The 12,755-nt window shown below is 66.0% G+C and carries 12 protein-coding genes; 3 read left to right on the forward strand and 9 right to left on the reverse strand.

The window, feature by feature from the left end; translation table 11 throughout:
* Positions 1-68: 68 nt before the first annotated feature.
* Positions 69-1,244 (forward strand): PQQ-dependent sugar dehydrogenase, encoded by a 1,176-nt coding sequence (locus J7359_RS13070; RefSeq protein ID WP_209057195.1) that lies wholly within the window; start codon positions 69-71, stop codon positions 1,242-1,244.
* Positions 1,245-1,301: 57 nt separating this feature from the next.
* Here J7359_RS13070 and J7359_RS13075 read toward each other — a convergent pair whose 3' ends face one another.
* The 9 genes from J7359_RS13075 to J7359_RS13115 all read right to left on the reverse strand — a co-directional run bounded on the left by J7359_RS13075 (position 1,302) and on the right by J7359_RS13115 (position 11,162).
* Entirely contained in the window at positions 1,302-1,481 is a 180-nt protein-coding gene (locus J7359_RS13075; RefSeq protein WP_209057198.1) for a hypothetical protein, read from the reverse strand.
* Positions 1,482-1,576: 95 nt separating this feature from the next.
* The gene (locus J7359_RS13080) at positions 1,577-1,948 is read right to left on the reverse strand and encodes a DUF3775 domain-containing protein (RefSeq protein ID WP_209057200.1); all 372 of its coding nucleotides are present in this window, start codon (positions 1,946-1,948) and stop codon (positions 1,577-1,579) included.
* Between the two features lie 48 nt (positions 1,949-1,996).
* The gene (mutL, locus tag J7359_RS13085) at positions 1,997-3,820 is read right to left on the reverse strand and encodes a DNA mismatch repair endonuclease MutL (RefSeq protein WP_209057202.1); all 1,824 of its coding nucleotides are present in this window, start codon (positions 3,818-3,820) and stop codon (positions 1,997-1,999) included.
* A 58-nt stretch (positions 3,821-3,878) separates the two neighbouring features.
* Complete coding sequence (locus tag J7359_RS13090; RefSeq protein WP_209057204.1) at positions 3,879-5,240, reverse strand: pitrilysin family protein; 1,362 nt, start codon at positions 5,238-5,240, stop codon at positions 3,879-3,881.
* Entirely contained in the window at positions 5,237-6,742 is a 1,506-nt protein-coding gene (locus tag J7359_RS13095; RefSeq protein WP_348524385.1) for a pitrilysin family protein, read from the reverse strand. The genes J7359_RS13090 and J7359_RS13095 overlap by 4 nt, the downstream gene beginning before the upstream one ends.
* Positions 6,743-6,925: 183 nt before the next feature.
* Entirely contained in the window at positions 6,926-7,447 is a 522-nt protein-coding gene (locus J7359_RS13100) for a DUF3035 domain-containing protein (RefSeq protein WP_209057206.1), read from the reverse strand.
* 29 nt (positions 7,448-7,476) lie between these two features.
* A complete protein-coding gene (gene lspA / locus J7359_RS13105) occupies positions 7,477-8,127 on the reverse strand; it encodes a signal peptidase II (RefSeq protein ID WP_247740376.1) in 651 nt (216 codons plus the stop codon).
* Positions 8,127-9,716: a bifunctional phosphoribosylaminoimidazolecarboxamide formyltransferase/IMP cyclohydrolase gene (gene purH, locus J7359_RS13110; RefSeq protein ID WP_209057208.1), complete on the reverse strand. Its 1,590-nt coding sequence runs from the start codon at positions 9,714-9,716 to the stop codon at positions 8,127-8,129. Before purH ends, lspA begins: the two co-directional genes overlap by 1 nt.
* Positions 9,717-9,908: 192 nt before the next feature.
* Positions 9,909-11,162, reverse strand: a complete 1,254-nt coding sequence (locus tag J7359_RS13115) for a transcription antitermination factor NusB (protein ID WP_209057210.1) — start codon at positions 11,160-11,162, stop codon at positions 9,909-9,911.
* A gap of 71 nt (positions 11,163-11,233) precedes the next feature.
* On the opposite strand from J7359_RS13115, the gene J7359_RS13120 reads away from it, so the two are divergent.
* Both J7359_RS13120 and J7359_RS13125 read left to right on the forward strand, forming a co-directional pair.
* Complete coding sequence (locus tag J7359_RS13120) at positions 11,234-11,410, forward strand: DUF1674 domain-containing protein (RefSeq protein WP_209057212.1); 177 nt, start codon at positions 11,234-11,236, stop codon at positions 11,408-11,410.
* 2 nt (positions 11,411-11,412) lie between these two features.
* Positions 11,413-12,747, forward strand: a complete 1,335-nt coding sequence (locus J7359_RS13125; protein WP_209057214.1) for an amidase — start codon at positions 11,413-11,415, stop codon at positions 12,745-12,747.
* The last annotated feature ends 8 nt before the right edge of the window (positions 12,748-12,755 follow it).

Here is a 12,755-nt window from a genome sequence, read left to right on the forward strand (position 1 = left end):
GGTGCGGCTTCCGCCGCGCCACGACGCGTGTCAGGCTGAATGCAAGTTGGTTGACGAGGAGATTTTCGATGAAGCGATTGACGGTCGTCGCGGCGACTACCCTGTTCGCAGGATGCGCCATTGCACAGGGTTTCAACGATCGTCCGGCCAACGCGCCGGGTCAGACGCCAGCCTTCGAGAACCAGACCCGCGCACCGGGCCTGCGAGCCTTGTCCCTGCGGCGCGAGGTCGTCGCGGACGGTCTGGAAAATCCCTGGGGCATGGCGCAGTTGCCCGACGGCAGCTGGCTGGTCACCGAAAAGCCGGGACGGCTGCGCATGATATCACCCGATGGCGCGGTCTCAGATCCGATACCGGGTCTTCCGAGAGCGGACCCCGAGGCGCAGGGGGGTCTGCTGGACGTGATCGTTGATCAGAATTTCGACCAGACCCGCCGTATCTGGGTCAGCTTTTCCGAACGCCAGCCGAACAACGACACGGCGACCGCAGTTGCGACCGGGGTGTTGTCCGCGGATGGTCGGCAGGTCGAGGACGCGAAGCTGATCTGGCGGCAGACGCCGTGGCCGTCGGCACTGCATTACGGATCCCGGCTGGTGCTGGACGGCAAGGGTGGCCTGTTCGTCACCACCGGCGAACGTGGCGGCAACGAGGCACGTCACGAGGCTCAGAACACCGCGAACACGCTTGGCACCGTGGTGCGGATCGACCCGTTGTCGGGGGCGCCGATGGGAGCGGACCTTGGCGGCGATGCGTTGCCCGAGATCTGGTCCTATGGCCACCGGAACATGCAGGGTGCGGCGCTGGCGGCCGACGGAACGCTGTGGACTGTCGAACATGGTCCGCAAGGCGGGGACGAGCTGAATCGGCCCGAGGCGGGAAAGAACTATGGCTGGCCCGATGTCAGCTATGGTGCCGAATATGGCGGCGGCACCATCACTGGCGGGCTGACGCAGAAAGAAGGCACTGAACAGCCGGTCTATTACTGGGATCCCGTGATCGCACCGGGTGGAATGACCTTCTATGACGGCGAAATGTTTCCCGACTGGAACGGCGACCTGCTGATCGGCGGGTTGCAATCGGGATCCCTGGTCCGGTTGGAACTGTCAGGCAATCGCGTGACCGGAGAGGCCCGGCATGTCGAGGGCATAGGGCGGGTGCGGGATGTCGCGGTGGCGCAGGACGGGGCGATCATGGTGCTGACCGACGACGCCAACGGCGCCCTGATCCGCCTGACCGCACGCTGATCCAGTCCAATCGATACCCGCCGCCGGATCTGGCGGCGGGGATGGTCGTCGACGTCGTCACTTGCCACCTTCGTCGTTTTCCTCGGAAATCGGATCGGCATTGCCTTCCCGACCCTCCGAATCGTCATGACGCCGGGTCTTGTGTCGATCGTGATTTTCCTCGCTGATCGGTCTGGCGCCGGTGTCCTGGCCTTGATCGGGCGAAGATTTGTCCTGATTGCTGCGTTCGTCGCTCATGGTTGAATCCTTCCGAAGATCGCGCCGTCATCATCAGGTCCGGCACGTTTCGACATCTCAACGACGGGCAGAGGGTGGTTGTTCCGGCGGGCGTTTCAAACGGGCTTCTGCAGCGCGTCCTCGGCATCCTCGGGCGAGATGCCAAGTGCGTCCATCCCGGATTCCAGCAGATCTGCAAGACGCGGCTCGCCCATCAGGTAATCCTGGGTCGGCGTGGTCCGCTCGACCCGTGCCGTGGCAATCGCTTCGGCCAGTTCCTCGGGCTCGAAGCTTTCGCGTCCGATCCACATCACTGCGACCAGACTTGCCTGTTCGTCCTCGTTCAGGTTTTCGATGAAATCATGCAACTCGGTCCGGGTTCCATGCTGACGTCGTTCGCCTTCATGCGCCCAGGCGTTGATGCCGCTTTCATATTCACGGGCGCGGATGATGATATGGGCGATCTTGTCGGGGCTGATCTGCAGCATGGCGGGTCTCCGGCGGATGCCCAGTTGTGATCCCGCCCGCGCGTCCCGTCAATCCTTCCGGCCGAACAGACGTTCAATATCGGACAGGCGCAGCTTGACCCATGTCGGGCGACCGTGGTTGCACTGGCCGGATTTCGGCGTGCGTTCCATTTCGCGCAGCAGGGCGTTCATTTCGTCCGCGCCCATGCGGCGCCCCGAACGGACCGAGCCGTGGCAGGCCATCGATGACAGCACCGCATCGATGCGCGCGCGCAGCCGGTCTGTGCTGCCCTGATCCGACAGATCGTCCAGAATGTCGCGGATCAGCGCGGCGGCATTCAGTCGTGTCAGCATGGCGGGCGCTTCGCGCACGGCGATTGCGCCGCTGCCGAATGCCTCGATCACAAGGCCCAGATCGGCAAGTTCATCGGCGATTGACAGCAGCCGGACGGCGTCACTGTCGGGCAGTTCGACGATCTCGGGGATCAGCAGGGCCTGGCTTGCGATGCCGGTCGCGTCGGCCTGCGCCTTCAGCCGTTCATAGACCAGGCGTTCATGCGCCGCGTGCTGATCGACGATCACCAGCCCGTCCTGCGTCTGGGCGATGATATAATTTTCGTGGATCTGCGCCCGCGCGGCGCCCAGGGGGGCGTCGTCGGCGAATTCCCGGGGCGTGTCTTCGAACCGGGCCGAAGGCGCTTCGGCAAATCCCGGCTGCGGGTCGGGGGCCTGCAGGTCCAAAGCGGCGCGGACGGCACCGCCCGAGGGGCGGTAGTCCATCTGATAGGTGCGGGTCGGCCGGTTCGGGGTGTCGGATTCGGGCCGGAACGCGGCCAGCGTCGCGTCGCCCACGGTAGATGAGGCCCGATGTCCCGCATTCGCCAGCCCATGCCGCAATCCGCTGACGATCAGTCCGCGCGCGGACTGAGGATCGCGGAACCGCACCTCGGCCTTGGCGGGGTGGACATTGACGTCGACCAGCTGCGGATCGCAGGTCAGGTACAGAACTGCCGCCGGATGCCGCCCCTGCGCAAGCACATCCATGTATCCCGCCCTCAGCGCCCCGGTCAGCAGCTTGTCGCGCACCGGGCGGCCGTTGACATACAGGTGCTGCGCTATTGCCGCACCGCGGGAATAGGTCGGCAGGGCGGCAAAGCCTGTCAGGGTCAGACCGTCGCGTTCGGCGTCCAGTGCGATGGTGTTGTCGATAAACTCGGGCCCCATGACGCGGGCCAGTCGCGCCTGCAGCGCGCCGAACAACTCGCCCTGTTCGGCGTCGGCGCGAAAGACCTCTCGCCCATCCGCGGTCAGCGTGAACCCGACCCAGGGCTCTGCCATCGCCAGCCGGCGCAGCGTGTCTGCGACGGCCTGCGTTTCGGCGCGTTCGCTGCGCATGAATTTCAGCCGTGCCGGTGTCGCGAAGAACAGGTCGCGCAGTTCGACCACCGTGCCCGGATTGCCGGGGGCGGGCCTGACGGAACCGGCCTTGCCCGCAGTCACGGTGATCTGGGCGCCGTCCGCGCCGCGCGCGCGCGATGTGATCGTCAGCCGCCCGACCGCCCCCAGCGATGGCAGCGCCTCGCCGCGAAAGCCGAAGCTGCGAATGGCCAGAAGATCGCTGCCGTCGATCTTGCTGGTGGCATGGCGGGACAGGGCCAGCGGCAGATCATCGGGTGTCATGCCGCAACCGTCATCCGCGACGCGGATCAGGCGTTTCCCGCCATCCTCGATGGCGACCTCGATCCGCGATGCGCCTGCGTCCAGCGCGTTCTCGACCAGTTCCTTGACCGCCGAGGCCGGGCGTTCCACCACCTCGCCCGCCGCGATCCGGTTCGCGGTCGCCTCGTCCAGTTGCCGGATGATCGGGCGGATATTGGGGGCATGGCTGTTCATGCCACCAGATTTAGCAAGAAGCGGGCCGTCCCGCCAGCGATTCGGCGGCAAGCGTCGGCTAGTTGACCGCCGCTTCCGGTTCGGTCTGGCTGGCCTCGGCCTCTTGCCCGGTCGCGCTGTCGTCCAGCCCCTCCGGGCGACCGACCAGAACAAAGCGCAGCTCGTCCGAACGCAGCAGCCGATCTGCGACGCGTTGGACGTCGCTGGCCGTCACGGCCTCAACCTTGTCGTTACGGGTGTTGACGTAGTCGATCGGAAAACCTGCAAGCTGCATTCCCGAAAGAATCGACGCGATCTTGCGGTTGCCATCGAAGCGCAGCGGGTATTCGCCGGTCAGATAGGTCTTGGCGTCGTTCAGTTCCTGTTCGGTCACGCCGTCCTCGGCCATGCGATCCCATTCCTGGCGGATCAGTTGCAGGGCCTGTTCGATATTGGCGTTCGACCCGGCCATACCGCCTTGCCATGTCTGACCGTAAAGCCCCGTCGCCAGACCGGTCCCGATGCCATAGGTCAGCCCGCGCTTCTCGCGGATCTCGTCCATCAGACGCGAACTGAAACCGCCGCCGCCAAGGATGTGGTTCGCGACATAGGCTGCGAAATAGTCCGGATCGTCGATTGGCAGGCCCGGCCCGGCGAAGCTGACGATCGTCTGCGGGCTGTCCCAGTCGATCACCGTGACCCCGCCGCTCAACTGCAGCTCTGCCTGTTCGGGCAGCGGCGCGGTTCCCTTTTCGGGCAACCCGCCAAGAACCTGATCCAGCAGGACGCCAAGCTCGTCCGGGGTGATGTCGCCGGCGGCGCCGATCACCACCCTGTCGCGGGCCAGAACGCGGTTCTTGGCCGCGACCAGATCCTTGCGGGTCAACGCGGCGTTCGAATCGGCGGTGCCGTTGATCGAGGTTGCATAGGGATGATCGCCCCAGGCCTGCGACGCCATTTCCTTGGCGGCGATGGATTGCGGATCGGTCGCCTCGGACCGGATGATCGCCTGGACCTGGGCGCGCACCCGTTCGACCGCGTCCTCGTCAAAGCGCGGCTGGGTCAGGGCCTGCGCCAGCAATCCTGCGGCCTGGTCGCGATTTTCGGTCAGGGCGCGCATCCTGATCGACAGCGCGTCGTCGCTGACATCGAAGGACAGGTCGGCGCCCAGATCCTCGACCGCCTGGGCGAAGCCGGTTGCATCCAGCTTGCCCGCCCCCTCTTCCAGAAGGCCGGTCATCAGGTTGATCGCGCCGCGCCTGCCCGGTGCTTCCAGGCTGGCGCCGCCCTGGAAGTCCAGGCTGAGGGCCGTGAAGGGGATCGAGTGATCCTCGACCAGCCAGGCTTCGATGCCGCCGGGTGATGTAACCTTCTGGATGTCGATCGCGTGGGCCGGAACGGCCAGAACGGCAAGGAACAGGGCAATGGCGGCGCGGATCATTCTTGCACCTCGTCGGCGGTAGTGGCGTTTCGGGCAGGGCGCAGCGGCGGGCGATCCCCATCGGAGTCAGGGGCACGCGACGCAGGCACGGGTCGCGCGGATTTCGCGGCCCGGTTCTGCGCCGGCGAGGACTTGGCTTGCTGCTGCGTCTCTTCGGGCAGCAGCCAGCCCGTCACCGTCGCGTCGCTGGTCAACAGATCCTGCGCCGCCGCACGCACATCCTGTGCCGTCACCGATGCCAGGATGTCGGGCCAGTCGTTCACATCCTCGATGGTCAGCCCCGTGGCCAGACCCTGGCCATAGTCATAGGCACGGCCATGGGCCGAATCGCGGGCATAGATTCGGGCGGCGCGGATGCGGGTCTTGACCCGTTCCAGATCATCCTCGTCAGGGCCCGCTTCAAGGAATTTCGCAAGGCTCTGATCCAGAAGCTGTTCTGCCTGCTCGGTCGACATGTCCTGCGCAGGCACCATCGAGATCGAGAAGGTGGTCGGATCGACCGCCAGCCCGTCATAGCCCGCGCCGACCCAGATGGCCTTGCCCGTCAGTGCCAGTTCGCGGCCCAGGACCGAGGTCTGCATCGACCCGCCCAGAAGTTCGGACAGGACCGTCAGTGCGGCGGCGCGCCGCTGATCGCCCGAATTGCGTTCCGTCGCCAGATAGCTGCGGATCAGCGTCGGCTGCGCGACGCGCGCATCATGCATCTGCATGCGCCGGGGGGATTTCTGTGCCGGCTCCTGCGGTCGGACACGCGGTTCTGCCTGCCCCTTTGCAGGGATCGGGCCGTAATATGTTTCGGCAAGTTCGCGGGCCTTTTCGGGCGTCACATCACCGGCAAGGATCAGCACGGCCTCGTTCGGCGAATAGTGGCTGTCATACCAGTCGATGGCATCCTCGCGCGTCAGCCCTTCCATCTCTTGACGCCAGCCGATGATCGGGCGGCCATAGGGGTGATTGTAGAACTGAACCGCGTCGCGTTCCTCGGAAAACAGGGCCCGCGGATCGCTGTCCACGCGCTGCGCACGTTCCTCCAGTACCACCTGACGTTCGGCCTGCCAGTCGTCCTCGCCGATCTTCAGGTTCTGCATGCGGTCCGATTCCATCTCCATGACAAGAGGCAGGCGGTCGCTGGCGATGCGCTGAAAATAGGCCGTGTAGTCGTAAGAGGTGAAGGCGTTGTCCATGCCGCCATTGGCGGTGACGGTCTTCGACAACTCGCCCGGCTCCAGCTTGTCGGTGCCCTTGAACATCAGGTGTTCAAGATAATGCGCGATGCCCGACTTGCCCGGCATCTCGTCGGCGGCGCCGATCTTGTACCAGACCATCTGCACGATGACCGGGGCGCGGTGATCCTCGATCACAACGGTTTCCAGGCCGTTTGGCAGGGTGAAATGGCTGATTCCCTCGGGCATCTCAGCGAATGCCGGAAATGCGGTGAGGCACAGGGCCAGTGCGGTGGGCAGGACAGGGTGATGCATCCGGGGCTCGACCTCCTCTTTCACGGGCGGAAATCTGAACCGGGGGGCGGTGCGGCGCAAGACGGTCTCGCGGTATTGTGTGTGTCAAGCCTACCTGCCGGAGCGGGCGCGCCGCCCGCAAATGACCGCCGATATGCGAATTCAGTCTGTTCTTCGCAAGCTATCCGGCTGACCCGCAGCGCATCGTGCTGCAAGCCTGCGCGACGATCACTCTACTGTGGGGGTCGGAGAGGTCGACGTCCGCGCCCCGGCACGCTGCCAGCGCAGCTGCTCGGCGCTGGGGTCCAGCGCCATCGGGCGATAGGCGCGCTGATAGACCGAGGTGCCGAACAGCGCCTCCAGCGGACGGCGCGCGTTCCGCGAACGCCAGCGCAGATCTGCCTCGGCCAGCGTTGTGCGGATGCCGGGATTGTTGCCGCGACGTGATGCGTAGGCGACCAGCGCCTGATCCGAGGCCGCGATGCCCTGATCGGCCAAGCGACCGGGATTGCCGCCAAGCGCCGCAACCGCGTCGGCCTGCGGCGTAGGATCGGTGATGTTCGCACCGCCGGGGCTCGGCGTCGGCAACACCGCCAGGTCGGGTGGCATCGACAGGGGTTTGGTCGGCAGGATCGCAAATTCGTCGGGGCTGTTCTGGCCAGACTCGATATTCATCAGACGCGGGTCGCCGCTGCAGGCCGAAAGCCCGGCCGCTGCCGCAAATCCGATTACCAGCGCGAATGCTCGCATCACCTGCCCCTTTATCATTCGCGCCCGTTCTAGCCGGATTTTTTTCCCCCGTCACGGGGGTTGTCCTTGCCCTGGGCCTGACGACGCGGCTTGCGGGCGGATTTGTCGTCACCGGTCTTGTCCTGTGGCATCAGCACAAGACCGATCGCCCCCGCGAAGATGGCGATGTCGGCGACATTGAAACTGTACGGGTTCTGCCAGCCAGGCAGCGACATGTTCAGGAAATCCGCGACCGCGCCATAGGCCAGTCGGTCGATCACGTTGCCGATCGCGCCGCCGATCAGCAATCCCCCGGCGACGCGGGCAAAGCGGCTGGCGGCGCTGCGCCACAACCACACCCAGACCCACAGGCAGATCGCCACGGCGATCGCGATCAGCAGCCAGCGCGTGAGATCCTGTTCCGAGGACAGCAGCCCGAAATTCACACCCTGGTTCCATGCCATCCGCAGGTTCAGCCATGGCGGCAGCACATCCAGATTGCGCAGCTGATCCAGCCGCAGCACATGAACGACCCAGTATTTCAGCAGCTGATCGAACATGATGATCGCCACGGCGATCCAGGCGGTCAGCCGCATGTCGCCGCGCTGCGGCGGCTTTGGCTTGCGCGGTCGCCGCGGCGTCCTGGGTTTCGGTGCGGGCTCGGGCGTTTGCCCGTCCTCGAAAGGCAGTTCCTGTTGCATCAGTGTCGGAAATGTCGCTGGCCGGTGAAGACCATTGCCAGACCCAGCCGGTCGGCGGCGGCGATCACCTCGTCGTCCCGCATCGAGCCGCCGGGCTGGATCACCGCCTTGGCGCCGGCCTCGGCCAGCGCCTCGATTCCGTCGGCGAAGGGGAAGAACGCATCCGATGCGACCACCGCGCCGATGGTCAGCGGCAAGGGCAGGCCAAGCGCCTCGGCCATGTCTTCGGATTTGCGGCGCCCGATTCGGGTCGAATCGACGCGGCTCATCTGCCCCGCGCCGACGCCGACCGTGGCGCGGTCCTTGGCATAGACGATGGCGTTAGACTTGACGTGCTTGGCCACGGTCCAGGCAAAAAGCATGTCGGCCAGTTCCGCCTCCGAGGGCTGGCGCCGGGTCACGATCTTCAGCGCGTCTACGCCGACATGGCCGTTATCGCGTCCCTGGGCCAGAAATCCGCCCGCGACCTGACGGAAGGTCATGCCTGCTGCGCGCGGATCGGGCAGGCTGCCTGTCGTCAGCAATCGCAGGTTCTTCTTGGCGGCGAAGATGCGCTTTGCGTCCTCGTCGGCATCCGGCGCGATCACCACCTCGGTGAAGATCTTCACGATTTCCTCGGCGGTGGCGCCATCCAGAGGTTGGTTCAGCGCGACGATCCCCCCGAAGGCCGACGTGCGGTCGCAGTCGAAGGCACGCTTGTAGGCATCGATCGCGGTCGTGCCGCGCGCGACGCCGCAGGGATTTGCGTGCTTGATGATCGCGCAGGCCGGGCCGTCCGCTGGGTCGAATTCGGCCACCAGTTCGAACGCTGCATCGGTGTCGTTGATGTTGTTATAGGACAACTCCTTGCCTTGCCATTGGCGCGCGGACGCAACGCCGGGACGCGCTTCTCCGGTCACATAGAAGGCTGCTGTCTGATGCGGATTCTCGCCATATCGCAACCCCTGGGCCAGGGTGCCGGCAAAGGCACGGCGGCGCGGCATTTCCTCGTCGATCGCGTCGGCCATCCAGTTCGAAACCGCCGCGTCATAGGCGGCGGTGCGGGCGTAGGCGATCTGCGCCTGACGACGGCGGAACTCGTAGGTCGTGCGGTCGTCGTTGTCGTCCAGTTCGGCCAGCAGCGCGTCATAGTCCTGCACGTCCACGATCACCGTAACGAAGCCGTGATTCTTGGCCGCGGCCCGGATCATCGCGGGACCGCCGATATCGATATTCTCGATGCAATCGTCATAGCCCGCACCGCTGGCGACCGTGGCTTCGAACGGATACAGGCTCACCACCAGCAGATCGATCGGCCCGATCCCATGGGCCTCCATCGCGGCCAGATGCTCTTGGTTGTCGCGCAGCGCCAAGAGGCCGCCGTGAACCGCCGGATGCAGCGTCTTCACGCGGCCATCCATCATTTCCGGAAAGCCGGTCACGTCGGCAACGTCGGTCACGGTCAATCCCGCCTCTCGCATCGCCTTGGCGCTGCCGCCGGTGGACAGCAGTTCCACGCCTCGCGCCTCCAGCTTGCGGGCGAACTCGATCAGGCCGGTCTTGTCGGACACCGAGATCAGCGCACGTTTCAGGGCGATGGGATGGGACATGGGCAAGCCTCGCATCTGGATTTTGCCGCTCACCTAAACCCGATACAGGCGAAGGTCCAGCGTCGCCGGCGTCAAGACAATCCGCTGGTCCGGGGTCGGCGGCATGCCTTGGGGTGCAGGTGGGTCAGAAAAACCAGCCGTCTCGGATCACCAGATCCGCCGTGGATCGTCCTGGCCGCTAATGCCACCCGCTCAGCCCCGCCGCAGTCGCGCCATGTAGAACCCGTCCATGCCGCCCAGATCCGACCAGTAATCCGGGCGCAGTCGCAACCCGCCTTCGGCTGTGATCCAGTCCGGCTGGATACCCGCGATTTCGGGCGCCTCGACCGTGACACCCGCATGGCGTGACAAGGCGGCGGCGATCTGAGCCTCGCCTTCGTCCGGCAGCAGCGAGCACACCGCGTAGACAAGGCGTCCACCGGGCGGGATCAACTGCAGCGCATGATCGATCAGCCGTGCCTGCAGATCGACCAGTTCCGCGATCCCGGTCCCGTCGCGCAGAAACGGCAGATCGGGATGCCGACGTATGGTGCCGGTGGCCGAGCAGGGGGCGTCCAGCAGCACCGCGTCGAACGGCGTGTCCGGCCGCCATTCCAGCGCGTCGGCAGTGACCAGTTCCGCCTGCAAACTGCAGCGGCGCAGATTTTCGGAGACCCGCTTCAGGCGCGGGGCGCTGATATCGACCGCTGTGACATGTGCCCCGGCAGCCGACAGTTGCAGCGTCTTTCCGCCCGGCGCGGCGCACAGATCGGCGATCCGTTCGCCTGGCGCAGGATCCAGCAGCCGAACCGGCAGCGCGGCGGCGGCATCCTGAACCCACCAATCGCCGGACGCAAACCCCGGCAGGGCGGATACCTGCACAGAACCGCGCAGCCGCGACGAGCCGGTCGGCAGAACCTCGGCCCCGTCCATTCGCGCGGCGCCGGGCTTCAGGGACAGATCCAACGCGGCGCCGGTCTGATGTGCGGTCTCGATCCGGCGGGCCGCATCCTCGCCCCATGCCGCCTGCACCCGCTTGCGCAGCCAGTCCGGCATTTGCTGAGGCGGCAGATCCGCCCAGCCCTCGTGGCGCGCGACCTTGCGCAGGACGGCGTTGACCATGCCCGCGGCGGCCTGACCACGCTTGCCCAGTCCGCGTGTCAGATTGACGGCCGCATCCACCACCCCGTGGGCTGCGCCGCCCAGTTCCAGCAATTCGACCGTGGCCAGTCGCAGCACATCGGCGACCTGCGGCGCAGGCTTGCGGGCGACGTAGCCTGCCAGAACCGCGTCGGCGCGATCGTGGTTGCGCAAAGTTTCCGCCGCAAGCCGCGCGGCGCGGGCCTGATCCGAGGGCGTCAGCGCCTTCAGCGCCCCGGCCTGATCCGACAGCGACACCCCCTCGCGCACGCCCTGAAGCAGTCGCAATGCGCCTTTTCGCGCCTGATCGGACCCCGGCTTTGCCAAATCGCTTTCCTTCGCCTAGATGTTGTTGAATTAGTGACACCGACCCTTAAGCCCAATCGGGGGATGTTTCCATGAATGATCGACCCGATCTTCCGCCCGCCGCGCAACGTGCGCTTGCCGAGGCCGAAGAACGTCGCAGACAGGCCGCGAAGATGGCGCCACCTCCCGTCGAATACGGCGGGCGCGACGGACCGGAACCGGTGCGCTTTGGCGACTATGAAAAGAACGGCATCGCGGTGGATTTCTGATCATGGATTGGTTGCGTGCCTCGGCGGTTCAGCAGGGCCGGGCGATCATGGCCGGGCTTCTTGACCCGATCGACCAGACCGAAGCCTATCTTGATGCGGCCAAGGCCCATCCCGACGGCAAGCGGATCTACGCACGTCTGACCGCGGCGCGCGCCCGATCCGAGGCGGTTGCGGCCCATGATCGTGCCAAGGTCGAGCTGCGCCACGGCATCCTTGACGGTGTGGCGATCAGCTGGAAAGACAATATCGACAGCGGCGGCACGGTGACCGAGGCCGGATCCAGGCTTCTGGAGGCGCGGGTTCCGCGCAAGGACGCGACCGTGCTGGCGCGATGCGCCCGGACCGGGCTGGTCTGTCTGGGCAAGACCCACATGACCGAGCTGGCATTTTCCGGTCTGGGGCTGAACCCGAATACCGCGACCCCGCCCAATGGTCTGGACCCGGCGCTTGCTCCGGGCGGATCGTCCTCGGGCGCGGCGGTGTCGGTGGCGCTGGGTCTGGCGGCGGCAGCGATCGGGTCGGATACCGGCGGCTCGATCCGGGTGCCTGCTGCGTGGAACGGGCTGGTGGGGTTCAAGCCGACCCATGACAGCCTGCCCGAGAAGGGCGTCGTTCCGCTGTGCCGCAAGTTCGATGTGGTCGGGCCGATCGCCAGAACCGTCGAGGATTGTGCCGAATTGCTGGCGGTGATGGCGAACCGCAAGGCCGTCGATCTGCATGGCGCGCAGGCGTCGGGGCTGCGGCTGATGGTGCTGGACGGGCTGCCTTTCGACGATGCCGGTGAAGGCCCCGTGACCGCGTTTCAGGATGCGGTGGAACGGCTGGCCCGTGCCGGCGCCCAGATAACCCATGTGGCGACCGAATGGCTGGACAAGGCGATGGCGCTGTCGCCGCAACTGTTCGCGCCGGAAGCCTATGGGATCTGGCGGGCGCAGATCGAAGATGCGCCCGAACTGATGTGGAACCCGATCCTTGAACGATTCCGCGGCGGCGCCGAGGTCAGCGCGCCGGACTATGTCGCGGCCTGGGAACAACTTGTCCGCATCCGCCGGAAATGGGTCAAGGACGTGGCGTCGTCATTCGATGCGGTGATCCTGCCGACGGTGCCGATCCTGCCGCCAGACGCGAAGCGGTTGATGGAGGACGAGGCGTATTTCGTCCGCGCGAACCTGCTGACCCTGCGCAATACAAGGATCGCAAACCTGTTGGGCTTGCCTGCGGCAACCCTGCCGACGGGGCATCCGGGATGCGGGATCATGATGATGGGACATGCCGGGCGCGACGGCCATCTGCTGCGCGTGGCTGCCGCCACCGAAGCTGCGCTGGACGCGGACTGAACGCCGCT

The sequence above is a fragment of the Paracoccus sp. R12_2 genome, from assembly GCF_017744015.1.
Classification (GTDB): domain Bacteria; phylum Pseudomonadota; class Alphaproteobacteria; order Rhodobacterales; family Rhodobacteraceae; genus Paracoccus.